Source organism: Paraburkholderia silvatlantica (assembly GCF_003096715.1).
GTDB lineage: Bacteria > Pseudomonadota > Gammaproteobacteria > Burkholderiales > Burkholderiaceae > Paraburkholderia > Paraburkholderia silvatlantica.
The window spans coordinates 35,603-59,616 of record NZ_QEOL01000007.1; the positions used below are offsets into that span (position 1 = coordinate 35,603).

The 24,014-nt window shown below is 65.6% G+C and carries 21 protein-coding genes; 13 read left to right on the forward strand and 8 right to left on the reverse strand.

Annotated features, from left to right (window positions below; all coding sequences use genetic code 11):
- The first annotated feature begins 217 nt into the window (after positions 1–217).
- Both C7411_RS11540 and C7411_RS11545 read left to right on the forward strand, forming a co-directional pair.
- On the forward strand, positions 218–820 hold the full coding sequence (locus C7411_RS11540) for a ComEA family DNA-binding protein (RefSeq protein ID WP_110384447.1): 603 nt from the start codon (positions 218–220) through the stop codon (positions 818–820).
- Positions 821–878: 58 nt separating this feature from the next.
- Positions 879–1,379 carry a YidB family protein gene (locus C7411_RS11545; RefSeq protein ID WP_480285499.1) on the forward strand — a complete coding sequence of 167 codons (501 nt, stop codon included), beginning with the start codon at positions 879–881 and terminating at the stop codon, positions 1,377–1,379.
- A 109-nt stretch (positions 1,380–1,488) separates the two neighbouring features.
- Here C7411_RS11545 and clpB read toward each other — a convergent pair whose 3' ends face one another.
- Entirely contained in the window at positions 1,489–4,086 is a 2,598-nt protein-coding gene (clpB, locus tag C7411_RS11550) for an ATP-dependent chaperone ClpB (protein ID WP_110384449.1), read from the reverse strand.
- Positions 4,087–4,338: 252 nt separating this feature from the next.
- On the reverse strand, positions 4,339–4,839 hold the full coding sequence (locus C7411_RS11555) for an Rrf2 family transcriptional regulator (RefSeq protein ID WP_110384450.1): 501 nt from the start codon (positions 4,837–4,839) through the stop codon (positions 4,339–4,341).
- 208 nt (positions 4,840–5,047) lie between these two features.
- Between C7411_RS11555 and C7411_RS11560 the strand changes: the two genes are divergently transcribed.
- Positions 5,048–5,608 (forward strand): group III truncated hemoglobin, encoded by a 561-nt coding sequence (locus tag C7411_RS11560; protein ID WP_110384451.1) that lies wholly within the window; start codon positions 5,048–5,050, stop codon positions 5,606–5,608.
- 125 nt (positions 5,609–5,733) lie between these two features.
- On the opposite strand, the gene C7411_RS11565 is transcribed toward C7411_RS11560, so the two are convergent.
- From C7411_RS11565 to C7411_RS11590, 6 genes are all read right to left on the reverse strand, one after another.
- Complete coding sequence (locus C7411_RS11565) at positions 5,734–6,216, reverse strand: molybdenum cofactor biosynthesis protein MoaE (protein WP_110384452.1); 483 nt, start codon at positions 6,214–6,216, stop codon at positions 5,734–5,736.
- Between the two features lie 19 nt (positions 6,217–6,235).
- On the reverse strand, positions 6,236–6,493 hold the full coding sequence (gene moaD, locus C7411_RS11570; protein ID WP_042268652.1) for a molybdopterin converting factor subunit 1: 258 nt from the start codon (positions 6,491–6,493) through the stop codon (positions 6,236–6,238).
- 25 nt (positions 6,494–6,518) lie between these two features.
- On the reverse strand, positions 6,519–7,745 hold the full coding sequence (locus C7411_RS11575; protein ID WP_110384453.1) for a molybdopterin molybdotransferase MoeA: 1,227 nt from the start codon (positions 7,743–7,745) through the stop codon (positions 6,519–6,521).
- A gap of 312 nt (positions 7,746–8,057) precedes the next feature.
- Entirely contained in the window at positions 8,058–9,509 is a 1,452-nt protein-coding gene (thrC, locus tag C7411_RS11580) for a threonine synthase (protein ID WP_110384454.1), read from the reverse strand.
- A 21-nt stretch (positions 9,510–9,530) separates the two neighbouring features.
- Positions 9,531–10,862: a homoserine dehydrogenase gene (locus C7411_RS11585; protein ID WP_110384455.1), complete on the reverse strand. Its 1,332-nt coding sequence runs from the start codon at positions 10,860–10,862 to the stop codon at positions 9,531–9,533.
- A gap of 49 nt (positions 10,863–10,911) precedes the next feature.
- Positions 10,912–12,150: a pyridoxal phosphate-dependent aminotransferase gene (locus tag C7411_RS11590; RefSeq protein ID WP_110384456.1), complete on the reverse strand. Its 1,239-nt coding sequence runs from the start codon at positions 12,148–12,150 to the stop codon at positions 10,912–10,914.
- A 533-nt stretch (positions 12,151–12,683) separates the two neighbouring features.
- Between C7411_RS11590 and C7411_RS11595 the strand changes: the two genes are divergently transcribed.
- From C7411_RS11595 to C7411_RS11640, 10 genes are all read left to right on the forward strand, one after another.
- Entirely contained in the window at positions 12,684–13,058 is a 375-nt protein-coding gene (locus C7411_RS11595; protein WP_042268647.1) for an Mth938-like domain-containing protein, read from the forward strand.
- Positions 13,059–13,224: 166 nt separating this feature from the next.
- A complete protein-coding gene (locus tag C7411_RS11600; RefSeq protein WP_110384457.1) occupies positions 13,225–14,916 on the forward strand; it encodes a glycosyltransferase family 39 protein in 1,692 nt (563 codons plus the stop codon).
- Between the two features lie 119 nt (positions 14,917–15,035).
- Complete coding sequence (locus tag C7411_RS11605; protein ID WP_028204911.1) at positions 15,036–15,407, forward strand: SMR family transporter; 372 nt, start codon at positions 15,036–15,038, stop codon at positions 15,405–15,407.
- Positions 15,408–15,552: 145 nt separating this feature from the next.
- A complete protein-coding gene (locus tag C7411_RS11610; RefSeq protein ID WP_110384458.1) occupies positions 15,553–16,737 on the forward strand; it encodes a DegT/DnrJ/EryC1/StrS family aminotransferase in 1,185 nt (394 codons plus the stop codon).
- Positions 16,738–16,920: 183 nt separating this feature from the next.
- Positions 16,921–18,027 carry a glycosyltransferase gene (locus C7411_RS11615; RefSeq protein ID WP_243413125.1) on the forward strand — a complete coding sequence of 369 codons (1,107 nt, stop codon included), beginning with the start codon at positions 16,921–16,923 and terminating at the stop codon, positions 18,025–18,027.
- Complete coding sequence (locus C7411_RS11620) at positions 18,024–18,980, forward strand: formyltransferase (RefSeq protein WP_110384459.1); 957 nt, start codon at positions 18,024–18,026, stop codon at positions 18,978–18,980. Before C7411_RS11615 ends, C7411_RS11620 begins: the two co-directional genes overlap by 4 nt.
- Positions 18,977–20,026 carry a bifunctional UDP-4-keto-pentose/UDP-xylose synthase gene (locus C7411_RS11625; RefSeq protein ID WP_110384460.1) on the forward strand — a complete coding sequence of 350 codons (1,050 nt, stop codon included), beginning with the start codon at positions 18,977–18,979 and terminating at the stop codon, positions 20,024–20,026. Before C7411_RS11620 ends, C7411_RS11625 begins: the two co-directional genes overlap by 4 nt.
- A gap of 24 nt (positions 20,027–20,050) precedes the next feature.
- Positions 20,051–20,947, forward strand: a complete 897-nt coding sequence (locus C7411_RS11630) for a polysaccharide deacetylase family protein (protein WP_110384461.1) — start codon at positions 20,051–20,053, stop codon at positions 20,945–20,947.
- Between the two features lie 146 nt (positions 20,948–21,093).
- Positions 21,094–21,555 carry a peroxiredoxin gene (locus tag C7411_RS11635; protein ID WP_110384641.1) on the forward strand — a complete coding sequence of 154 codons (462 nt, stop codon included), beginning with the start codon at positions 21,094–21,096 and terminating at the stop codon, positions 21,553–21,555.
- A 399-nt stretch (positions 21,556–21,954) separates the two neighbouring features.
- Positions 21,955–23,790, forward strand: coding sequence for a PhoH family protein (locus C7411_RS11640; RefSeq protein ID WP_110384462.1), 1,836 nt, complete (start codon positions 21,955–21,957; stop codon positions 23,788–23,790).
- Positions 23,791–24,014 lie beyond the last annotated feature (224 nt).

Below are 24,014 nucleotides of genomic sequence, written 5' to 3' on the forward strand. Positions count from 1 at the left end.
GGCTTGAGCCGAAAGCCGCGCGTTTCGCGTCGCGCGATTGCACAAAAGTATTAAATATTGTGCGGCGCGATTTACTTGCCACACGTCGGCCGGTATAAATCGAGCGCTCGCGATCCACGAATACGCCATCTGGCCTATTCTTGTACCGCAGCCCCCTGCGCTGGACGCGTCGTCCGTTCCCGGCTCACCTAAAAATGCCCTCAATGGAGTGATTGCCATGCTCAAGAAGCTGCTGATGCTGTTCCTCGCAATCGGCCTGTCGCTGTCCGCCGTGGTCGCCGCAGCCGTGGAAGTGAACACCGCCGACGAAACCGCGCTCGAATCGGTCAAGGGCATCGGCCCCGTCCACGCCAGGGCGATCATCGACGAACGCACGAAGAACGGCCCGTTCAAGGACGCCGACGACCTCGTGAACCGCGTCAAGGGCATTGGCCCCAAGTCGGTGCAGAATCTCGAAGCGGCGGGGCTTACGATCAACGGCTCCTCGGCGCCGCCGGCGGGCAAGACGGCTAGCGCGCAAAACAGCAAAAGCGGCGGCAAGAGCGCCGCTGCCACGAGCGCCGCCCCCGCCGCTACCACGGCCAATCCGATGACGGCGCAGACGCCGGCGGCCGCGACCCCGGCGCAAGCCGCCTCGGACACGGCCGCGGGCAAGTCGAAGCACAAGAGCAAGAAGGACAAGGCAGCCGCGGCCGCCAGTGCGCCCGAAGCGGGCTCCGCTGCGGCGGCGCCGGCCTCGGCATCCGATACGAAGGCGAAAAAAACGAAGAAGTCGAAGAAGGACAAGGCAGCTTCCGCCGCGGCCGCTTCCGGCGCCTGATTGCCGCCAACGTCCGGCGCGTGCAAGCCGCGCGCCGGGCCTCGAATCGCGGCGCCGCGTGCGCCGTCCGACTTACCGGCCGCGTCCCCCGACGCGGCCATCATCCAGAGAGATCGTCATGAGTCTGCTAGATACCCTCGGTTCCCTGCTCGGTTCGCAGTCGCAGCAGCAAGGCGGCGGCCAGGCCCAGCTCCTCGCCGCTGCGATGGAGTTCGTCAACAACCAGCCAGGCGGGCTGAACGGCCTGATCGAGAAGTTCCAGCAAGGCGGCCTCGGCGACGTAGTGCAGTCGTGGGTCGGCAACGGCGAGAACCAGCCTGTTTCGGCAGATCAACTGCACAACGTCCTCGGCTCGGACGTCGTCTCGGGTCTCGCGCAGAAGGTCGGCATGCAGCCCGACCAGGTAAGCGGGCTGCTCGCCCAGGTGCTGCCGCACGTGGTCAACGCGGGTACGCCGAATGGCGAAGTGCCGCAGGGCGGCCAGATCAACACCGAGAGCGTGCTCGGCACGCTTGGCGGGCTTGCGTCGCTGTTCGGCGGCGGCAACAAGCAGGCGTAAGCGTCCTTTTTGCATGAAAAAAGGGCAGCGGATCGCTCCGCTGCCCTTTTCGTTTTCGGCCCGGCGCGCGCCTGCCGGCACGCGCCTCACCCGAGGCTTGCTGCTCGCCTTAGTGCACCACGCGCTCGAACACGAACTTGCCGTCGTGCACATCGACGGGAATCACATCCTTCGGTCCGAACTTGCCGGCGAGGATCAGCTTGGCGACCGGGTTCTCGATCTCCTGCTGAATCGCGCGCTTGAGCGGCCGTGCGCCGAACAGCGGGTCGTAGCCGACCTTGGCGATCTGGCCCAGCGCCTCGTCCGACACCATGAGCTCCATGTCGAGCTTCTCCAGACGCTCGCGCAGACGCTGCAGCTGGATCTTCGCAATCGACTCGATATTCGAGCGATCGAGCGCATGGAACACCACGACCTCGTCGATCCGGTTCAGGAACTCGGGGCGGAACTGCTGCTTCACTTCGTTCCATACGGCGTCCTTCACGGCTTCCTGCGGCTCGCCCGCCATCGCCTGAATCAGGTGCGAACCGAGGTTGGACGTCATCACGATCACGGTGTTCTTGAAGTCGACGGTGCGGCCCTGGCCATCGGTCATGCGGCCGTCGTCGAGCACCTGCAGCAGCACGTTGAACACGTCCGGGTGCGCCTTTTCGACTTCGTCGAGCAGGATCACGCTATACGGCTTGCGGCGCACGGCCTCGGTCAGATAGCCGCCTTCTTCGTAGCCCACGTATCCCGGCGGCGCGCCGATCAAGCGCGCCACGCTGTGCTTCTCCATGAACTCGCTCATGTCGATGCGGATGAGGTGATCCTCCGAATCGAACAGGAAGCCCGCCAGCGCCTTGCACAACTCGGTCTTGCCCACACCCGTCGGCCCGAGGAACAGAAACGAGCCGTACGGCCGGTTCGGGTCCGAGAGACCGGCGCGCGAGCGGCGAATCGCGTCGGCAACGGCGGAAATGGCCTCGTCCTGGCCCACCACGCGCTCGTGCAGCTTCTCTTCGATTTGCAGCAGCTTTTCGCGCTCGCCCTGCATCATGCGCGAAACCGGAATGCCGGTCGAACGCGACACGACTTCCGCGATTTCCTCGGCGCCCACGAGCGTGCGCAGCAGGCGCAACCGCGTGGGGTTGTTCTGCTCGTTCGCCTCGGCCAGCGCCACCTGCTTGAGCTGCGCTTCGAGTTCCGGCAGCTTGCCGTACTGCAGTTCCGCCACCTTCTCGAGCTTGCCTTCGCGCTGGAAGCGATTGATCTCCGCGCGCACGCGGTCGATCTCTTCCTTGATCTGCGCACCGCCCTGCACCGCGGCCTTCTCGGTGGTCCAGATCTCTTCGAGGTCCTTATATTCGAGGCTCAGCCGGTCGATCTCTTCCTCGATCAGCTGCAGACGCTTTTGCGACGCTTCGTCCTTCTCCTTCTTGACGGCCTCGCGCTCGATCTTCAGCTGGATCAGGCGGCGATCGAGCTTGTCCATGGCTTCGGGCTTCGAGTCGATTTCCATCTTGATCTTCGAAGCGGCTTCGTCGATCAGGTCGATGGCCTTGTCCGGCAGGAAACGGTCGGTGATATAGCGATGCGAGAGTTCGGCCGCCGCGACGATCGCCGGGTCGGTGATTTCCACGCCGTGGTGCAGCTCGTACTTCTCCTTCAGGCCGCGCAGGATCGCGATGGTCGCCTCGACCGACGGTTCATCGACGAGCACCTTCTGGAAGCGGCGTTCGAGCGCGGCGTCCTTTTCGATGTACTTGCGATATTCGTCGAGCGTCGTTGCGCCGATGCAATGCAGTTCGCCGCGCGACAGCGCCGGCTTGAGCATGTTGCCCGCGTCCATCGCGCCTTCGGCCTTGCCCGCGCCGACCATCGTGTGAATTTCGTCGATGAAGACGATGGTCTGCCCCTCGTCCTTGGCGATGTCGTTGAGCACGGCCTTCAGGCGTTCCTCGAACTCGCCGCGATATTTCGCGCCGGCGAGCAGCGCGGCCATATCGAGCGAGAGCACGCGCTTGCCCTTGAGCGTTTCGGGCACTTCACCGTTGACGATGCGCTGCGCGAGCCCTTCGACGATGGCCGTCTTGCCCACGCCAGGCTCGCCGATCAGCACCGGATTGTTCTTGGTGCGGCGTTGCAGGATCTGGATCGAGCGGCGGATTTCGTCGTCGCGGCCGATCACGGGGTCGAGCTTGCCCGAACGCGCGCGCTCGGTCAGATCGACGGTGTACTTCTTGAGCGCTTCGCGCTGGCTCTCGGCGTCCTGGCTGTGCACCTGAGCGCCGCCGCGCACCGCGACGATCGCGGCTTCGAGCGCCTTGCGCGTCAAGCCGTGCTGGCGCGCGAGACGACCCGCTTCGCCCTTGTCCTCGGAAACGGCGAGCAGGAACATCTCGCTCGCGATGTACGTGTCGTTGAGCTTCTGCGCTTCCTTGTCGGCCTGATTGAGCAGACCCGTGAGTTCGCGGCCGATCTGCACGTTGCCGTCGGTGCCCTGCACCTGCGGCAAGCGGTTGATGGCGTCGTTCAGCGTGTTCTGCAGCGCCTGGACCTGCACGCCCGCACGCGACATGAGCGAGCGCGCGGAGCCGTCCTGCTGCGCGACGAGCGCCGCCAGCAGGTGAACAGGCTCGATGTACTGGTTATCGTGGCCCACCGCGAGGCTTTGCGCGTCGGCGATGGCTTCCTGGAACTTGGTGGTGAGTTTGTCGATTCTCATTTGATGCGAGGCCTCCAGATTTCTAGACTGTCACCAAATTTGAGGGGGGACGCGCCGGTTTCAAGCGCTTTGGCGTCATTTTTTCCGATTTGCGGGATTCGGGCGCGGACAGCGTCCAGCGGCAATGCCTGCCGAGGCGTGAAAAAAAGGGGAAAGACTGCGCGGCGGCCGCCGCGGCACGAGCCGACGCGCGCGGTTGAGTGCCGCGGCGCGAAAGAGAAGAAAAAATGGGGAGGCGCGCTGATGCGCGCTTCAATGCTCGCGCGAAGACGCAGGTCGAGCCGCCTGCGCGCGCGGCGTGAACTGGATCGGCGCGAGGCCGAGCAGTCCGGTCAGTTCGCCTGCCGGCTGCGCCAGCTCGCCGATGGTATGGCGGTCGAGTTCTGCGAGGAACGCGTCGCGCGCCGCCGCCAGTGCGTGCTTGAGCCGGCACTGCGGCTCGATGACGCAGCTACGCCGGTCGCCGTGTTCGTCCGGAAAGCAGCCGACGAGCGAGAAGTCGCTCTCGGTCTCACGGACGACTGCGCCAACGCTCAGATCGAGCGAAGCCGGCGCGAGCCGCAAGCCCCCATTGCGCCCGCGTACGGTGTCGACCCAGCCAAGCTCGCCAAGGCGCTGCACGACTTTCATCAGATGATTCTTCGAAACGCCGTAGGCGTCCGAAATCTCCTGGATCGTGGCGAGGCTGTCGCGACGCAGCGCGAGATACAACATCACGCGCAACGAATAGTCGGTGTAGTCGGTCAGTCTCATGGCGATGGCGATGACGCAGAGGATGCGGGTGGCAGAATCCCATACAATAACATGCAGGTAGCATGCAGGTTTTGCCTGGACTGGGTATCATTGTCGCTTCGATGGTCACTTCGCAGTGCCTGGCAGCTTGCATGCGGCCCACTGCCGCATCGTGCCGGCGCCCCGCCGCCGCCTACTCCAGGCACTCCAGGTATCGCCCAGGCCCCAAATGACTCGTCCCGACATCCGCCCCGCTGCCGAACTGCACGCTCTGCCAACCGAAGAGAACGTCCGCGAACTCGTCTACGCGTTCTACGACCGCGTGCGCGACGACGCCATGCTCGGCCCGGTATTCGACGGCGTGCTCGCCGGACGGTGGGACGAACATCTGCCCAAGATGTGCCGCTTCTGGTCGAGCCTCGTGCTCGGCACCAAAAGCTACCGCGGCAATGTGCAGCAGGCGCATGATCCGGTGCCCGGTGTCGAGCCTCGGCATTTCAGCCGCTGGCTCTATCTTTTCCTCGATACGGTTCAGGCCCGCTACGAGCCCGCGGCGGCGGTGCAGTTCATGGAACCCGCGCTGCGGATTGCGCAAAGCCTGCAACTCAGCCGCTTTGGCTGGGACTACACGATTCCCCCCGAGCAACAGGCGCTTCTCGATCGCGTAGCGCCGCGCAGGCGCCCTCCCGGACACGGCCACGACCTGCCCACGCGCCCGGCCGGAGAACCGTTTCCGGCCCGTTTCGTTGGCCGCCAGATGCATGTGGACGAGAGCACGCCGGCAGAGTGAGCGCATCTGCTTCGAGCGAGGTGCCGGAATGGGCGGTTAGTTGCGTTAATTGGTTGGATTAGAAGTTGCGTTAGATAGGGGCACGGGTGAGCTGAATCCATCCCTTCGCCCCGGCGGACGAACGCCTAGCTGGATTCCCGCGAGGCATTCCCCGAAGCCACGCCCCAGCGCGCCAGCGCCGTATCGTCGCTCTCGCGGGCGTCGACCCAGCGTGCGCCCTGCTCCGTCTCTTCCTTCTTCCAGAACGGCGCCTCAGTCTTGAGGTAGTCCATGACGAACTCGCAGGACGCGAAGGCGTCGCCGCGATGCTTCGAGGTGGTCGCGACGAGCACGATCTGGTCGAGGGGCGCGAGCTTGCCCACCCGGTGCACGATCAGCACCTCGATGCCCGCCCAGCGCCGCTGCGCCTCTGCGACGATCGCCTCCAGCGCCTTCTCGGTCATGCCCGGGTAGTGCTCGAGCTCGAGCGAGGCGATCGTGCTGCCGTCGTTCAGATCGCGCACCGTGCCGACGAAGCACGCCACAGCGCCGATTGCCGGATTGCGCGCACGCAGCTGCGCAACCTCGGTCGTGAGGTCGAAATCTTCCGTTTGCACGCGCACGGGCATCGTGAGTCTCCTGTTGCGCTCAGCCGCCCGTCACAGGCGGGAAAAACGCCACCTCGCAGCCCTCCGTGATGCGCGTGCGCGGATCCGTCATCACGTGATTGCAGGCCATGCGCAGCGCGCGGCCTTCCGCCAGCGTCTCGGCCCATACACCACCGCGCGCACGCAGCCAGCCGCGCACGTCGCCGACCGTCACGACGGCATCCGGCAGCGTGACCGTTTCGTCTGCGACGCCAAGCGCCTCGCGCACACTCGCAAAAAATTTCAACTGGATCTTCATCGCTCGGTATTTCAAACAGGGCTTTTCAGTACAGCAATTCGGTGAAGGGTATAAATCGCACGGTCTCGCCCGCGCTGATCGCGTGATTGGGCGGATTATCGATGAGACCGTCGCCCCAGACCGTGGAGGTCAGGACCGCCGAACTCTGGTTCGGGAACAGGTCGAGACCGCCAGCCGGGTTCACGCGCGCACGCAGGAATTCGTTGCGGCGGTCGCTCTTCGCCTGGGTGAAGTCGGCGCGCAGCGAGAGCGCGCGCGGACTCACGTGCGTCGCGCCCGCGAGCCGCAGCAGAAACGGCCGCACGAACAACAGAAAGGTGACGAAGCTCGACACCGGGTTGCCCGGCAGCCCGATGAAGAATGCCTCGCCGGCCGCCGCGTCCGTCGCCCCTTGCGCCCGGCTCACCGCGCCGAACGCGAGCGGCTTGCCCGGTTTCATGGCGATCTGCCACAGGTTGATGCGGCCTTCGGCCTCGACCGCGGGCCGCACATGATCCTCTTCGCCGACCGAGACCCCGCCCGAGGTGAGGATGAGGTCGTGGGCGGCGGCCGCCTCGCGCAGCGTCGCGCGCGTGACGTCGAGCTCGTCCGGCACGATGCCGTAGTCGGTGACTTCGCAGCCGAGGTTACGCAAGAGGCCCGTGAGCGTGAAGCGGTTCGAGTTGTAGATCGCGCCGGGCCTGAGCGGCTCGCCCGGCATCGTCAGTTCGTCGCCGGTGAAGAACACCGCGACCTTCACGCGGCGCACGACGGTGAGCGCGGCGCAGCCGACCGACGCCGCGAGCCCGAGCGCCGCCGGCGTGAGACGCGTACCCGCCGGCAGGATCACCGTGTTCTTGCGGATATCCGCGCCCTGGGCCGTGATCCATTCGCCCGCCTTGGGCGTGTGCACAAAAGTGACGGCGCCTTGCGCGGCCTCGGTCTGCTCCTGCATCACCACGGCGTCCGCGCCCGGCGGCACCGTCGCGCCCGTGAAGATGCGCGCCGCCGTGCCCGCCGCGAGCGGCTGTGGCGCGTGGCCCGCGGGAATGCGCTGCGAGACCGGCAGATGACGGCTGCCCTGCGCGAGATCGGCCACGCGCACCGCGTAGCCGTCCATCGCGCTGGTGTGCATCGGCGGCACGTCGAGCGGCGAGACGACGTCTTCGGCGAGCACGCGGTTCAGCGCATCGAACGTCGAAATCGTTTCGGCGACGGCGAGCGGCTGCGCCGCGGCAAGCAGCGTGGCGAGGGCGTCGGCGGTGGAGAGCATCGGCGCGCGCGGCGCGGGCGCAGCGGAAGACGGGGACGTAGGCGTGGACATCGAGGTCGTCTCGGACTTGGCGGTGGGGCCGCCGGCAGCGGTTGGTCTGCCGTTATTGTAGCGGCGCGATCGGCGCGCTGTGCCGTGTGCCGTGGATATCCCTGGCGTGCAAGACGTGCAATCGTTACGTGCGAGTGCGCAGGATCGGCGGGAGCGCTGCAGCAGGCGAGTCGGACCAACCCGCCGCCTGAAAGCCGATGCGATGTCGACGCGATGTCGACGCGCCGGGGCCGCAAGCCGATCCGGCCCCGGCTGCGCCGATCAGTGCGCCGTATGAGCGGCGATATAGTCCTTCACGCGCCGGGCGTCGGCAGGCACGACTTCGAAACGCTGCGGCAGCGCCTCGATGCCTTCGAACGCCGCCGGACGCTCCGGCTCACGGTCCAGCGCTTCGCGGATCGTCTCGCCGAACTTCACCGGCTGCGCGGTTTCGAGCACGATCATCGGTACGCCCGGCTGCAGGTGTTCGCGGGCGACCTTCACGCCGTCGGCCGTGTGGGTGTCGATCATCGTCCTGTAGCGCGCGTAGATGTCGCGAATCGTGGCGATGCGGTCGTCGTGGCTGCTGCGGCCCGAAACGAAGCCGAACTGCCTGACGCGCGCGAAGTCGCCGCTCGCCACGAGATCGAAGCCGCCCTTTTCCTCGACGTCGCGGAACAGTTGCGTCACGCGCGCCGGATCGCGGCCGAGCAGGTCGTAGACGAAGCGCTCGAAGTTCGACGCCTTCGAGATGTCCATGCTCGGGCTCGTCGTGTGATACGTCTCGGCCGAGCCGCGCACGCGATAAATGCCGGTGCGGAAGAACTCGTCGAGCACGTCGTTCTCGTTGGTCGCGACCACGAGCTTCTCGATCGGCAGGCCCATCATGCGCGCGATGTGGCCCGCGCACACGTTGCCGAAGTTGCCCGAGGGCACCGTGAACGAGACGCGCTCGCCGTTCGACTTCGTCGCCGCGAAGTAGCCGGCGAAGTAGTACACGACCTGGGCCACGACGCGCGCCCAGTTGATCGAGTTGACCGTGCCGATCTTCTGCTGCGCCTTGAACGCGTGGTCGTTCGACACCGCCTTGACGATGTCCTGGCAATCGTCGAACACGCCTTCCACGGCGAGGTTGAAGATGTTCGGATCCTGCAGGCTGAACATCTGCGCCGTCTGGAACGCGCTCATCTTCTTGTGCGGCGAAAGCATGAACACGCGCACGCCTTTCTTGCCGCGCATGGCGTATTCAGCCGCGCTGCCGGTGTCCCCCGACGTCGCGCCGAGAATGTTCAGCTCCTGGCCGGCCTTCGCGAGCGCGTACTCGAACAGGTTGCCGAGCAGCTGCATCGCCATGTCCTTGAACGCGAGCGTCGGACCGTTCGAGAGTTCGAGCAGCGAGAGCTGCGCGCCGTTTTCCTCGCCAAGCGTGGTGAGCGGCGTGATCTTGCTCGCGTCTTCGCCGTGGCGCACGTTGCGGTACGTCTCGCCGGTGTAGGTGCGGTGCGTGATGTCGCGCAGATCCTCGGCCGGAATGTCGCCGGCGAACTTCGAGAGGATCTCGAACGCGAGATCCGCGTACGAAAGGCCGCGCCAGCGCGCCAGTTCTTCCTTGCCGATCTGCGGGTACGCGGCCGGCAGATACAGGCCGCCGTCGCGCGCGAGGCCGCCCAGCAGGATGTCGGAAAACGAATGATGCTCGCCGGCGCCCGCGCCGCGCGTAGATACGTAATTCATGGCAGCAGTTCCAGATTCGCCTTAGTTCAGTCCTTCCATGCGCAGCTTCGTGACCGGCGACTTGACCGTCGCGAGCTTTTCGATCTGCGCGATCGCCGCGTTGACGTTCTTCTCGATCGTCTCGTGCGTGATCAGGATGATGTCGGTTTCCGCCTTGCCTTGCGCGTCGACCTGCTCGGCTTCCTTTTGCAGCAGCGCGTCGATCGAGATGCCGCTGTCCGCCAGGATGCGCGTGATGGCCGCCATCACGCCGGTCTGGTCCGCCACGCGCAAGCGCAGGTAATAGCCGCTCGTGACTTCGTCGATCGGCAGGATCGGCGTGTTCGAAAGGCTGTCCGGCTGGAATGCCAGATGCGGCACGCGGTGCTCAGGGTCGGCCGTGTGCAGGCGCGTCACATCCACGAGATCGGCCACCACGGCGGACGCCGTCGGCTCGGCGCCCGCGCCCTTGCCGTAGTACAGGGTCGTGCCCACGGCGTCGCCATGCACGACCACCGCGTTCATCGCGCCTTCCACGTTCGCGAGCAGGCGCTTGGCCGGGATCAGCGTGGGGTGCGTGCGCAGTTCGATGCCGCGATCGGTGCGGCGAGCGATGCCGAGCAGCTTGATGCGATAGCCCAGTTCTTCCGCGTACCTGATGTCGATGGCATCGAGCTTGCTGATGCCTTCCACGTAGGCCTTATCGAACTGCACCGGCACGCCGAACGCAATAGCGCTCATGATCGTGGCCTTGTGCGCGGCGTCCACGCCTTCGATGTCGAAGGTCGGATCGGCTTCCGCGTAGCCCAGTTCCTGCGCGCCCTTCAATGCGGTCGCGAAGTCGAGCCCGCGCTCGCGCATTTCCGAGAGGATGTAGTTCGTCGTGCCGTTGATGATGCCGGCGATGTACTGGATGCGGTTGGCCGTGAGGCCTTCGCGCAGCGCCTTGATGATGGGGATGCCGCCGGCCACCGCCGCCTCGAACGCGACCATCACGCCCCGGGCGCGCGCCGCTTCGAAGATCTCGGTGCCGTGGACCGCCAGCAGCGCCTTGTTCGCCGTGACGACATGCTTGCCGTTGGCAATGGCGCGCAGCACGAGATCCCTCGCGAGCGTCGTGCCGCCGATCATTTCGGCGACGATCGAAATCGAGGGATCGTCGACCAGGGCGTTGAAATCGGTCGTCAGCTCGACGCTGCCGGCCTCACTGCCGAGCGCCGCCGCGGCCTTCGCCGGGTTGCGCACAGCGATGCGCGCCACCTCGATGCCGCGGCCCGCGCGGCGTCTGATTTCTTCCTGGTTGCGGCGCAGTACCGTGAAGGTGCCGCTGCCCACCGTGCCGAAGCCCAGCAGACCTACTTTGATCGGATCCATGCAGCGTGTGTTCGTCCAAGTGTTTGAAAAGGGAATGCGTGTGACTGGCTCAGATACCGTACCGCTGACGATAACCGTCGAGAAAGCGCGCGATGCGGTTGATCGAATCGGTCAGGTCGTCGACGTTCGGCAGGAACACCACGCGGAAGTGGTCCGGCTGTTTCCAGTTGAAGCCCGTGCCCTGCACGAGCAGCACGCGCTCCTGCAGCAGCAGGTCGAGGATGAACTGCTGGTCGTTCTCGATCGGATAGAGCTTCGGGTCGAGGCGCGGAAACATGTAGAGCGCCGCCTCGGGCTTCACGCAGGTCACGCCCGGAATGGCCGTGAGCATGTTGTACGCCAGTTCGCGCTGGCGATAGAGACGCCCGCCCGGCTGGATCAGCTCGTTGATGCTCTGGTAGCCGCCCAGCGCCGTCTGGATCGCGTACTGGCCCGGCACGTTCGCGCACAGGCGCATCGAGGCGAGAATGCCGAGGCCCTCGGTGTAGTCCTTCGAGCGGCGGCGGTTCTCGCCCGTCATGCCCGAGAGGAACATCCAGCCTGCGCGGTAGCCGCACGCGCGATAGCTCTTCGACAGGCTGTTGAGCGTGACGGTGATCACGTCTTCCGAGAGCGAGCCGAGCGCCGTGTGCGTCTTGCCGTCGTAGATGATCTTGTCGTAGACCTCGTCGGCGAACAGGATCAGGCCGTGCTCGCGCGCGATCGCAACGAGCCCGCGCAGCAGGTCGTCCGAATAGAGCGCGCCGGTCGGGTTGTTCGGGTTGATGACGACGATCGCGCGCGTGTTCGGCGTGATCTTCGAGCGGATGTCATCGAGGTCGGGCATCCACGCGTTCGATTCGTCGCAGATGTAGTGCACCGGCGTGCCGCCCGAGAGGCTCACCGCCGCCGTCCAGAGCGGATAGTCGGGCGCGGGCAGCAGCACTTCGTCGCCGTCGTTCAGGAGCGCCTGCATGGCCATGACGATCAGTTCGGACGCGCCGTTGCCGATGTAGATGTCGTCGAGCTCGACACCCTTGATGCCTTTTTGCTGCGCGTAATGCATGATCGCCTTGCGCGCGGCGAACACGCCCTTCGAATCCGAATACCCCGAGGAGCCCGGCAGGTTCAGGATCATGTCCTGAATGACCTCATCGGGCGCGTCGAAACCGAACGGCGCGAGATTGCCGATGTTCAGCTTGATGATGCGATGGCCTTCTTCTTCGAGGCGCTTCGCGTGCTCGAGCACCGGCCCGCGGATGTCGTAGCAAACGTTCTGGAGCTTGTTGGATTTGAGAATCGGTTTCACGGCGGGCTATCGGTCAGAGAAGCGGTCAGAGAATCGTCAGGGCCACAGGCAAATAAGACGCGGTAAAAGGGCTGGAACAGGCTGGAATGCCGTCGACCGGGCCGGCGGATGGCGCCTTGGCGGACGGGACAGGCAAGAGAGCCGGGGGGCGCCCCCGGCGGGACAAAAGCCGTGCACGACTACGAGGGGAGCGCCGGGCGCACGCGCGATGCCACGGAAAACACGCTGACCGCCGGAGCACCCAGGCCCGTCCGGCAGCTTGTGGCTGCCCTCGCCCGATGCGCGGATGGCGCGCCTGGTGGCCCACCGGTCGTCTACCGGCGCAGTCTAGCCGCGGGCGCCGCCGCAGCGGCGGCCAAAAAGTTATAATTTAGCGGATTTTGACCAACTTCCGCAATGCGCAATCGGCCAGGAGGCGGGTCGCGAAGCGGGTGACAAGGCGGTTCGCGCCGCGGCCGGCGTCGGCACAGGATATGCGCCTCCTCGCTTGCGCACCCGACCTGTCCTTACCCCGCTTACCCCGGAACCCCGTTTTGAAACTACACCAGGACTCCAGCGCCGCGCTGAACACCGTGACCGGTTACGGCGCCGACTACGTCGAAGTGAACCTCGAACGCCATACGGGCAGCATTATCGTGATGCCCGAATCGCCGGTCACCCCCTGGCCGGTGCAATCGTTCGACGCCCTCACGCCCGAACTCTTCGAGATGCTTCTCCCGCTGAACCCCGAAGTCGTCGTATTCGGCAGCGGAGAGCGGCTGCGCTTTGCGCACCCGCGCCTGACCGCGGCGCTCGCCGCAAAGCGCATCGGCGTCGAGGCGATGGACTTCAAGGCCGCCTGCCGCACCTACAACATCCTCATGGCCGAAGGCCGCCGTGTGGCGGCCGCGCTTCTGATCGAAAGCTGACGCGCCTTAAGCTTGCCATCAGGTCGCCGCACGGCGGCGTAGTACACTTGCGCGCCGCGTGCGTAGCGCGCGCCGGACGCGGCCCGCATGCCGCGCGCGGCCAGCGCGCGCTTCGCACCCCGACTGCAATGACCGCAACGACAGCAACAAGAACAGGCTGAAACCCATGAACGATACGCCATCCAGGCTACCGCTCAACCGCAGCGCGATCCTGCTCCTGATCCTCGCCCTCGCCGTGATCTGGTTCCTGCCGCTCGGCTGGCGCCACCTGCTGCCGAGCGACGAAGGCCGCTACGCCGAAATGGCGCGCGAAATGCTCGCGAGCGGCGACTGGATCACGCCGCGCTACAACGGCTACAAGTATTTCGAAAAGCCCCCGCTGCAAACCTGGATGAACGCGCTCACGTTCGCGTGGTTCGGCATCGGCGAGTGGCAGGCGCGCCTCTACACGGCGCTCACCGGCTTCGCCGGCGTGCTGCTGATCGGCTTCACCGGCGCACGCGTGTTCAATGCCGCCACGGGCTTCTTCGCCGCGGTCGTGCTCGCCTGCGCGCCGTACTGGAACCTGATGGGCCACTTCAACACGCTCGACATGGGCCTGTCGTTCTGGATGCAGCTCACGCTGTGCGCGCTGCTGCTCGCGCAGCGTCCGAACCTGCCCAAAGCGAACGCGCGGCTGTGGATGTGGGTGTGCTGGGCGGCCATGGCGATGGCGGTGCTGTCCAAGGGCCTCGTCGGCCTGATCCTGCCGGGTGCCGTGCTCGTGCTCTATACCGCGGTTGCGCGCGACTGGGCGCTCTGGAAGCGCCTCTATCTCGTGAGCGGCCTGATCCTGTTCTTCGCGATGGTTTCGCCGTGGTTCATCCTCGTGCAGCAGCGCAACCCCGAGTTCTTCAACTTCTTCTTCATCGTCCAGCAGTTCCAGCGCTACCTCACGCCCGCGCAGAACCGCCCCGGCCCCTTCTACTACTTCGTGCCGGTCATGCTGGTGGGATTCCTGCCGTGGCTCTCGGTGAGCGTGCAGAGCGTGCGCCATGCGCTGCGCGCGCCGCGTCAGCCCAACGGGTTCTCGCCCGTCATGCTGATGCTCGTGTGGACGGTGTTCATTTTCCTGTTCTTCAGCGCCTCGCACTCGAAGCTCGTCTCCTACGTCCTGCCGATCGCGCCGCCCGTTGCGCTCGTCATCGGCATGTATCTGCCGGTCATGACGCGCGCCCAGTGGAACCGGCACCTCGCGGGCTACGCGGTCCTCGCCGTCGTGCTGATGGCAGGCTCGTTCGTGCTCACGCGGTTCGGCGACGCGCGCAATCCGAACGCGCTCTATCGTGAGTTTCAGGTCTGGGTGTTCGCCGCGGCCGCGGTGGCCTTCGTCGTCACCATGGTCGGCCTGCGCCTGAACCGGGCGAAGCGCACGCCCGAAACCGGCGCGCGCGCGCCGGCGCTCGCGCTCGGCACCGCGTGGCTGCTTCTCGCGACCATTGCGGGCACAGGCCACGACGTGTTCGGCACCCTGAGTTCCGGCGCGCCGCTCGCGCCCGCGGTGCGCGCCGCCATCGCGAAGCTGCCGCCCGACACGCCGTTCTACTCGGTGGGCGTACTCGACCACACCCTGCCCTTCTACGTGCGCCATACGATGACGATGGTCGAGGTCACCGACGAGCTGGCCTTCGGCATCTCCCAGGAGCCGCAAAAATGGGTGCCGACCATCGCCGACTGGGAGGCACGCTGGAAGTCCGACCGCTATGCGCTCGCGCTGATTCCGGTGAAGCGCTACGAAGAACTGGCTGCGCAGGGCCTGCCGATGCAGGTGATCGCCCGCGACGCGCGGCGCGTGATCGTTGAAAAGCCGCAATCCTGAGCGTTTCCTGGCCCCAATTGGCGCATGCGCGATAATTGGGCCGGGCCGCGTAGGCCGGGCCCGCGCAGGCCGGGCCAGCCCCCGCCACCACCCGATAACCTGTTGAACCGCCCTTTCCGATGAATCCGATTTCCCTCATCTGCATCCTCGCCGGCGTCGGCCTCAACGCGTGTGCGCAACTGTTGCTGAAAGCGGGTGTCAATGCCGTTGGACACTTCGAATTCAGCCGTGCGAACATCTTGCCCATCGGCTTGAAGCTCGCGACGCAAGTGCCCATTCTCGGCGGGCTCACCTGCTACGTGTTCAGCGTGGTCGTGTGGATCGTCGGGCTCTCGCGCGTGGACGTCTCGATCGCCTACCCGATGCTCTCGCTCGGCTACGTGGTCAATGCGTTCGCGGCGTGGTATCTGTTCGGCGAGGTGCTGAGCGTGCAGCGGCTCGTGGGCATCGGCATCATCCTGATCGGCGTGTTCGTGCTGGCGCGCAGCTGACGCGCCGCGGCGCACGCGATTCTGGCGCGCGCGGCAAGGCCGCTTGCAGCGCGGCGCATTGCGCCCACATAAGCAATTCGCAAGATGCGCCGCGGCAGCCTTGTTGCCCGGCCCCACTTTCTGACGAGCAAAGAGCAAAGCACCCATGACCCAGTCATCCCCGCAGTCGACCCCGCAGTCGACCCTTCCGTTCCTGCCGTTCGTGCGCCCCGAAATCGACGAGGAGACCATCCAGGGCGTCGCCGAGGTGCTGCGCTCGGGCTGGATCACGACCGGCCCGCAGAACCAGGCGTTCGAAGCGGCGCTCTCCGAGTACTGCGGCGGCCGTCCCGTGCGCACCTTCAACTCGGGCACGGCGACGCTCGAGATCGGTTTGCGCCTTGCCGGCGTGGGTCCCGGCGACGAAGTCATCACCACGCCCGCCTCATGGGTCGCGACCAGCAATGTGGTCTACGAAGTCGGCGCGACACCGGTGTTCGCCGACATCGATCCCGTCACGCGCAACATCGACCTCGACAAGCTCGAAGCCGCCATCACGCCGAAGACGAAAGCCATCATCCCGGTCTTTCTCTCGGGCCTGCCCGTCGACATGGACCGGCTCTACGCGATCGCCCGCCAGCACAGGCTGCGCGTGATCGAGGACGCCGCGCAGGCGTTCGGCTCGAGCTGGAATGGCAAGCGAATCGGCGCGATCGGCGACATCGTCTCGTTCAGCTTCCACGCCAACAAGAACCTCACGTCGATCGAAGGCGGCGCGCTCGTCCTCAATGACGAGGCCGAAGCCGTGCTCGCGCAGAAGTACCGCCTCCAGGGCATTACGCGCACGGGCTTCGACGGCATGGACTGCGACGTGCTCGGCGGCAAGTACAATCTCACGGATGTGGCGGCGCGCGTCGGGCTCGGCCAGCTCAAGCACATCGAGCGCTTCATCCAGCAGCGCCGCGAACTTGCGCGGGCTTACTTCGCGGGCTTCGAAGGCGGCGCGGCGGTCAAGCTCGGCGTCGGCCTGCCGCTCGCCGATTTCGCCAACAGCAACTGGCACATGTTCCAGATCACGCTGCCGCTCGAGAAGCTCGCGATCGACCGCGCCGGTTTCATGGGCGAACTCAAGGAGCGCGGCATCGGCTCGGGCGTGCATTACCCGGCCATCCACCTCTTCACGCTCTACCGCGAGCGTGGTTTCAGGGCGGGCATGTTCCCGCACGCGGAGCGCTTCGGCGCGAGCACGGTCACGCTGCCGCTCTTCACGCAGATGACCGAAGCCGACGTGGTGCGCGTATGCGGCGCGGTGAACGAGATCTGCGCAAAGTTTGCGAAGCCGTCGGTATAAAGGCTAGAGGCAGTAACGCAAGTCGGGGACTGGATGGAGCCGCCCTGACGGGCATGGGACCAGCGGCGCTAAAGCGCCAAATCTGGTCGACACAGGGCAAACGCAGGCGGACGGCGCAGCACACGCGCCGCCGACTTGCGCACGCAGCAAACCGCAGCATCCAATAACGGAATCGACGCACACATGAGTCAAACGGAACAAGGCACCTTGACCCCGGACACGCCGGAAGTCTCGGTCATCATTCCGGTCTACAACGAGGAAGCTGGCCTTCCCGCGCTGTTCGCGCGCCTGTATCCGGCGCTCGACAAGCTCGGCACCTCGTACGAAGTGATCTTCATCAACGACGGCAGCCGCGACCGCTCGGCCGCGATGCTCGCGGAGCAGTTCCGCGCGCGGCCCGATACCACGCGCGCGATTCTGCTCAACGGCAACTACGGCCAGCACATGGCGATTCTCGCGGGCTTCGAGCAGGCCCGCGGCGAGATCGTCATCACGCTCGACGCCGACCTGCAGAATCCGCCCGAGGAAATCGGCAAGCTCGTCGAGAAGATGCGCGAGGGCTACGACTACGTCGGCACCATCCGCAAGCAGCGCCAGGACAGCCTCTGGCGGCGCAAGGCTTCGCAGGCGATGAACCGTCTGCGCGAGCGCATCACGCGCATCAAGATGACCGACCAGGGCTGCATGCTGCGCGCGTACGACCGCCGCATCATCGACACGATCAACCGCTGCGGCGAAATCAACACGTTCATTCCGGCGCTCGCCTACACGTTCTCGCAGAACCCGGTCGAGGTCGAGGTGGCGCACGAGGAGCGCTTCGCGGGCGAATCGAAGTACTCGCTCTATAGCCTCATTCGCCTGAATTTCGACCTCGTGACGGGCTTCTCCGTCGTGCCGCTGCAGTGGCTCTCGTTCATCGGCGTGATTCTCTCGCTCGGCTCGGCAGGCCTCTTCCTGCTGCTGCTGATTCGCCGCTTCGTGCTCGGCGCGGAAGTGCAAGGCGTGTTCACGCTCTTCGCCATCACGTTCTTCCTGCTCGGCGTGATCATCTTCGCGCTCGGTCTGCTCGGCGAGTATATCGGCCGCATCTATCAGCAGGTGCGCGCGCGTCCGCGTTACCTGATCCAGACGATCCTCGAGGAGCGCAATGGCCGCTCCGTCGCCGATTCGCCGCGCCAGGACTTCATGCAGGCCGCCGCGTTCGCGCAGCCGGCCGAACCCGCGCGAGCGGCGGGTGCGGCTGCAAGGCCCGCCGCCACGAACCCCGCCAACGAAGGAGCTGGCCAATGAAGCCGCGCGCCGTTGTCTTCGCGTATCACAACGTGGGCGTGCGCTGTCTGCAGGTGTTGCTCGCGGGCGGCGTCGACGTTGCGCTCGTCGTCACGCATGAAGACAGCCCGACCGAGAACATCTGGTTCGGCAGCGTGAAGTCGGTGGCCGAGGAACATGGCATCGAGGTCGTCACGCCCGCCGACCCAAAGAGCGCCGGGCTGCGCGCGGCCGTTTCCGCGGCGCGCCCGGATTTCATCTTCTCGTTCTACTACCGGCACATGCTGCCCGTGGACCTGCTCGCCCTCGCCGGGCGCGGCGCCTACAACGTGCACGGCTCGCTCCTGCCGAAATACCGCGGCCGCGTGCCGACGAACTGGGCCGTCCTCAACGGCGAAACCGAAACGGGCGCGACGCTCCACGAAATGGCCGCGAAGCCCGACGCGGGCGCGATCGTCGCGCAAACCCCGGTGCCGATCCTGCCCGACGACACCGCTGCGCAGGTCTTCGACAAGGTGACGGTCGCCGCCGAGCAGACGCTCTGGCGCGTGTTGCCCGCGCTGATCGCGGGCGAGGCGCCGCATCTGCCGAACGATCTCACCCGCGGCAGCTATTACGGCGGGCGCAAGCCGGAGGACGGCCGCATCGATTTCGGCGAGAGCGCGCAGCACGTGTACAACCTGATCCGCGCCGTCGCGCCGCCCTATCCGGGCGCGTTCACCGACATCGGCAACGCGCGTTTCGTGATCGCCCGCGCGCGTCTCGTGCACCCCGGTTCGCAAGACGCCGAAAGGGTCCGCCCCCTCGCCGGATTGCCCGTCGGCATCCACGTAAGCGATAATGCGCTTTTCGCCGTCTGCGGCGACGCACGCGCCATCGCGATCCACGAGCTGCGGCATGCGCACGACGGTCAGGAGACCGTCGTCAGCCCCGCCGCGTTCTCCGAACTCATTTCATCTGTCCCCCGTCCATGACCAAAAAAGTTCTGATCCTGGGTGTGAACGGCTTTATCGGCCACCACCTCTCCAAACGCATCCTCGAAACCACGAACTGGGAAGTGTTCGGCATGGACATGCAGACGGATCGCCTCGGCGACCTCGTCAAGCATGAGCGGATGCACTTCTTCGAAGGCGACATCACGATCAACAAGGAGTGGGTCGAGTACCACGTCAAGAAGTGCGACGTGATCCTGCCGCTCGTCGCCATCGCGACGCCCGCCACCTACGTGCAGCAGCCGCTGCGCGTGTTCGAACTCGACTTCGAAGCGAACCTGCCGATCGTGCGTTCGGCCGTGAAGTACCGCAAGCACCTCGTCTTCCCGTCGACGTCGGAAGTCTATGGCATGTGCGCGGACGAGCAGTTCGACCCGGACGCGTCCGCCCTCACCTACGGTCCGATCAACAAGCCGCGCTGGATCTACGCGTGCTCGAAGCAGCTGATGGACCGCGTGATCTGGGGCTACGGCATGGAAGGCCTGAACTTCACGCTGTTCCGTCCGTTCAACTGGATCGGCCCGGGCCTCGACTCGATCTACACGCCGAAGGAAGGTTCGTCGCGCGTCGTGACGCAGTTCCTCGGCCACATCGTGCGCGGCGAGAACATCAGCCTCGTGGATGGCGGCGCGCAAAAGCGGGCGTTCACCGACATCGACGACGGCATCGAAGCGCTCATGAAGATCATCGAGAACAAGAACGGCGTCGCCACCGGCAAGATCTACAACATCGGCAATCCGACCAACAACTTCTCGGTGCGCGAACTCGCGCACAAGATGCTCTCGCTCGCCGCCGAATTCCCCGAATACGCGGAATCGGCGAAGCAGGTGCAGCTCGTCGAAACGTCGTCGGGCGCATACTACGGCGCGGGCTATCAGGACGTGCAGAACCGCGTGCCGAAGATCGACAACACGAAGCAGGAACTCGGCTGGGCGCCGAAGTCGACCTTCGACGAAGCGCTGCGCAAGATCTTCGAAGCGTACCGCGGCCACGTGGCCGAAGCGCGTGCGCTCGTCGAGCAACATTAAGCGTCAGAGAAAGGTCTTCGCCACTTGGCCCGCATCGTCCTGAAAATCGACGTCGACACGCTGCGCGGCACGCGCGAAGGCGTGCCGAATCTCGCGCGCATTTTCGACCGCTACAAGGCGCGCGCCACGTTCCTGTTCAGCCTCGGCCCGGATCACACGGGCTGGGCGCTGCGCCGCGTGTTGCGGCCGGGCTTCCTCAAGAAGGTTTCGCGCACGTCGGTGGTCGAGCACTACGGCGTGAAGCAGCTGATGTACGGCGTGCTGCTGCCGGGCCCGGACATCGGCGTGGAGGCCGCGGCCGAAATGCGCGCGATTCACGAAGCCGGCTTCGAGTGCGGCATCCATACGTGGGATCACGTGTACTGGCAGGACAACGTGCGCAAGCGCGACGCGCAATGGACCGCGCGCCAGATGCAGAAGAGCCACGACCGCTTCACGCGGATCTTCGGCACGCCGCCCGTCACGCATGGCGCGGCGGGCTGGCAGATGAACGAGGCCGCCTTCGGGCAGATCGACGCGTGGGGCATGCGCTACGCCTCCGACGGGCGCGGTCATTCGCCCTACCGTCCGGTAGTGGCGGGCCGCACGCTGAACCACGTGCAAATGCCCACCACGCTGCCCACGCTCGACGAGGTGCTCGGTGTCGACGGCGTCGATACCGATACGGTCGCGGCATGGATGCTCAAGCGGACTGAAAACAATCCGCACGACCAGGTCTTCACGCTGCACGCCGAACTCGAAGGCCAGAAGCTCGCACCGGTGTTCGAGCAGCTGCTCGCCGGCTGGCGCGCGCAAGGCCATACGTTTGCCACGATGGGCGACTACCATGCGACGCTGGACCCGGATTCGCTGCCATCGTACCCTGTCACCTGGGGCGAGATCGCCGGCCGCTCCGGCCAGCTGATCGTGCAGCCCGACTGAAATCGCCGCCCGCGCGCCGCTCGGTGCCTGCCAGGACCCGCGCCCACGCAACACCCCTCGCCGCGGGCGGCACGCCGTCCCGGCGCAACGGCGCCGCGCGCAGCGGCAATGCCAGCCAATAACAAAGGGAGAGCCACGTGCCTGACGTGACCATCGCAGTCGACCACGCCGTTCCGGACTTCACCGCCCCCGCTACCGGCGGCGACTTCACGCTTTCGAGCCTGAAGGGCAGCAAGGTGGTGCTGTACTTCTATCCGAAAGACAACACGCCGGGCTGCACGACCGAAGGCCTGCAATTCCGCGACCTCTATCCGAAGTTCAAAAAGGCCGGCGCGCAGATCGTGGGCGTGTCGCGCGACAGCGTGCGCTCTCACGATAACTTCAAGGCCAAGCTGGAACTGCCGTTTACCTTGGTATCGGATGCCGACGAAGCGCTGTGCACGCTCTTCGACGTCATCAAATTGAAGAAAATGTATGGCAAACAGGTACGCGGGATCGAACGCTCGACCTTTCTCATCGACGCGGCCGGCGTGCTGCGCCAGGAGTGGCGCGGCATCAAGGTCCCGGGCCATGTCGAGGACGTTCTGGAGGCTGTACAAGCGCTTTGAGGAGCGTTATATTGGGCTGCAATGAGTGCCTGTCCAACCCTTTTTACGTCGCGTTGCGGCGGTTTCGCAGCCGGTCATGGCATGACCGGAAGTGCGTATCCGAGGCAACGGGACAACACCGAAGTGAAGCCGCTTGCCTCGTCATCCGGGGCGGCGGCTTTTTTGTTTGTTCCATGCTGTTCTCTCCCGCTTTTCTCCCTGTTCGCGCCGGCTTTGCGACCCGGCGCGCGCAAACGTCAAGGAGCTGATCGAAAACCAGGCGAACCGGCATTTTCTGACCTGAGCGCGCACCTTGCGCAGTAACGACGGGGGCCTACCCGGCACCCGCACGCACCGCCCGAAAGCGCGCCTTACTGGGTAACCCCGCGACCACTCGACCCGATTTTTTCGAGGGACACCATGCCTTTGCCTACTCCCCCCAGCAAGCTCGGCAACCTGCTGCCGCCCGAAGAATACAAGGCGCGTGCCCGCACGACGCGCAGCACACGCAAGGCCGCGAGCGAGAACGACGCTGCCGACGTTGCCGAATACGGCCCCGGCAGCGTTGCCGAGCCGATGACGCAGGCCGCCAACGCCGCCACCACCTTGCGCACGGTGCCGCTTTCGAGCGCCAGCGCCGAACTGGCTGCGCTCGAACCGGTCGCACCGGCACCCGCGCGCAACAAGCGCAACAACAGGCAGGTCACGGCCGCGCTGCTGCAGCCGCTCGAGGCCCGCACCGGCGACGAGACACCCGTTGCGCGCGGCGGCAAACCCGCCTCGGCAAAAGCCTCAGGCGGCGCCGCTGCGCCTGCCGCGCGCGCCGGCGCGAAAAAACGCGTGCATCCCGAAGAGAGCACCGAAGTCCAGAAGCTTTTCGTGCTCGACACGAACGTGCTGATGCACGACCCGACCTGCCTGTTCCGTTTCGAGGAACACGACGTCTATCTGCCGATGATGACGTTGGAAGAACTCGACAACCACAAGAAGGGCATGTCGGAAGTCGCGCGCAACGCGCGCCAGGTGAGCCGCACGCTCGACCAGCTGGTCGCCAATGCCGGCCCGATCTCGGAAGGCATTTCGCTTGGCCGCCTCGGCAGCCGCGAGGCGCTTGGGCGCCTGTACTTCCAGACCACGCTCACGCATATCGATCCGGTCGACGGCCTGCCCCAGGGCAAAGCCGATAACCAGATCCTCGGCGTGGTGCGCGCGCTGCAGCGCGACCGGCCGGACCGCCTCGTCGTGCTGGTGTCGAAAGACATCAACATGCGCATCAAGGCCCATGCGCTCGGCCTGCCCGCGGAAGACTACTTCAACGACCAGGTTCTCGAAGACAAGGACCTGCTCTACTCGGGCGTACGCGCGCTCCAGCAGGACTTCTGGTCGAAGCACGCCAAGGGCATGGAGTCCTGGCAGGATACCAAGACCGGCACGACGTATTACCGCGTGACAGGTCCCGAATGCCTCTCGATGCTCGTGAACGAGTTCGTCTACCTCGAGCCGCAGAACGGCGAACCGGCGTTCCATGCGATCGTGCGCGAGCTCAACGGCAAGACGGCGCTCCTGCAGACGCTGCGCGACTATGGCCACCACAAGAACAACGTGTGGGGCATCACGGCGCGCAACCGCGAGCAGAACTTCGCCCTGAACCTGCTGATGAACCCGGAGATCGACTTCGTCACGCTGCTCGGCCAGGCCGGCACGGGCAAGACGCTCGTCGCGCTCGCGGCGGGCCTCGCGCAAGTGCTCGACGAAAAGCGCTACAACGAGATCATCGTCACGCGCGCGACCGTGCCGGTTGGCGAGGACATCGGCTTCCTGCCGGGTACCGAAGAAGAAAAGATGCAGCCGTGGATGGGCGCCTTCGACGACAACCTCGAAGTCCTCCAGAAGACCGACGACGCCGCCGGCGAATGGGGCCGCGCCGCGACCCAGGAGCTGATTCGCTCGCGCCTGAAGGTCAAGAGCATGAACTTCATGCGCGGCCGCACGTTCGTGGACAAGTATCTGATCATCGACGAGGCGCAGAACCTCACGCCCAAGCAGATGAAGACGCTCGTCACGCGCGCGGGCCCGGGCACGAAGATCGTGTGTCTCGGCAACATCGCGCAGATCGACACGCCGTATCTGACCGAAGGCAGTTCCGGCCTCACCTACGTGGTGGATCGCTTCAAGGGCTGGGCGCACAGCGGCCACGTGACGCTTGCGCGCGGCGAACGCTCGCGGCTCGCCGATTACGCCTCCGATATCCTGTAATCCATTCTCCGGGCGCCGCCTTTCGAGGGCGCCCATGCACAGGGCGAGGACCGTATCCGGGCAACCGGATACGGTCCTTTTTTATTGCGAGGGCGTCCCGAGGGCGTCCCCCAGGCACAACAGTTGGCGCACGAACTTCAAGTAAGTTGTGAAGAATTCTTGCGAAAGCCCTGACAGGCGGGCTACCATCCGCCCATGTCCCGTTTTCCCGATGGCGCACGCGT